Annotated in this window: 1 pseudogene; it reads right to left on the bottom strand. The window is 49.4% G+C overall.

From position 1 onward, the window contains the following. Nucleotides 1–1,334, bottom strand: a pseudogene (locus tag E4T79_RS10680) (RHS repeat protein); the annotation flags it as partial.

Here is a 1,334-nt window from a genome sequence, read left to right as displayed (position 1 = left end):
TCTGGATAGGTAATAGCTGTCACATTGCCAGACTTGTCATAGGTATAACTGGTTGTCTGACCTCCCTTGGTTTCCGTCAGTTTGTTTCCGACTTCATCATAGGTATAAGAAACCGTTTGATCGGCTTCATCGGTGTAAGATAGGACACGTCCCATACTATCATAAGTGGTATGGGTCTGTGTTCCGATTGGATAGGTCACTTGCGTCAGATAACCTGAGTCATCATAAGTATGTTCCGTGACTTGCCCCAAAGCATCCGTAATGGTCTTGATGGCATGATAGCGATCATCATAGGTCAAACTGTTGGTATGACCTGCTTCGTTGGTGCGTTCGAGAACACGACCCAAGGCATCACGGACAAAGGTAATTGTCTTACCTGTCGCATCGGTTTCTGTCAAGAGACGACCACGGCTGTCGTAGGTGTAGCGGGTGGTATGCCCTTCTGCGTCTGTCACAGACAACTGATTCCCCACACCATCATAGGTATAGCTGTAGTTGCCTCCCTCGCCATTGGAAGCCCCTATCTTGCGACCAAAGGCATCATAGGTAAATGTCGTTGTATTACCATTCCCCTCTGTTACACCTGTGACTTGACCCGCCTGGTCAAAGGTCTGGGTGGTTCCTACACCATCTGCGTCTCGTTCACTCGTCTTACGCCCTTCCGCATCATAAGTGAAAGTTGTCGTGCCACCACGAGGGTTGGTAAGCCCTGTCACTTGGTTGTGGGCATTGTAGGTTAAGGTAGACACGCCGCCAAGTGGGTTGGTAATGGTCACCAGATTAGCCCCCTCGTAGGCAAAGGTTGTCTTTGCGCCTAGTGCATCTGTCGTAGACAAGATACGACCTTGCTTGTCATGCGTATAAGACAGAACTGTGCCATCTGGAAGAGTGGTCTTTGTCAGGTTACTCTTACTATCGTACTCGTTGGTAGTGGTGTCGCCACCAAAGTCCGTGACAGACAAGAGGTTGTTCTTATCATCATAAGTAGAAGTCTTAACGACACCGTCAAAACGAGTTTCAGACAAGGTATTTCCGTTGGCATCATAGGTGTAGCGAGTGGTGTGACCCAGCTCATTGGTCTCGCTGGCCAGACGGTTATTCGCATCGTATGTCTTAGTGATGCTGGTGCCGTCTGGGTAGGTAATCCCTGTTGTGCGGTAGTGGTCATCGTAGGTGTAAACTGTTTGGTTGCCATTGGCATCGGTGGTGATGGTCTGACCATCGCTATAAGCTAAGGTTGAGACCGCTCCTGTTCCGTCGGTCTGCTTGGTCACCCGGTTCTCGTCATCATACTCATTTTGAATAACCTTGGTGCCATTGCCGTCAACCCAAGC

The sequence above is a fragment of the Streptococcus sp. LYSM12 genome, assembly GCF_004569635.1.
GTDB lineage: Bacteria > Bacillota > Bacilli > Lactobacillales > Streptococcaceae > Streptococcus.
This window is presented reverse-complemented; position numbering and strand designations above follow the sequence as displayed.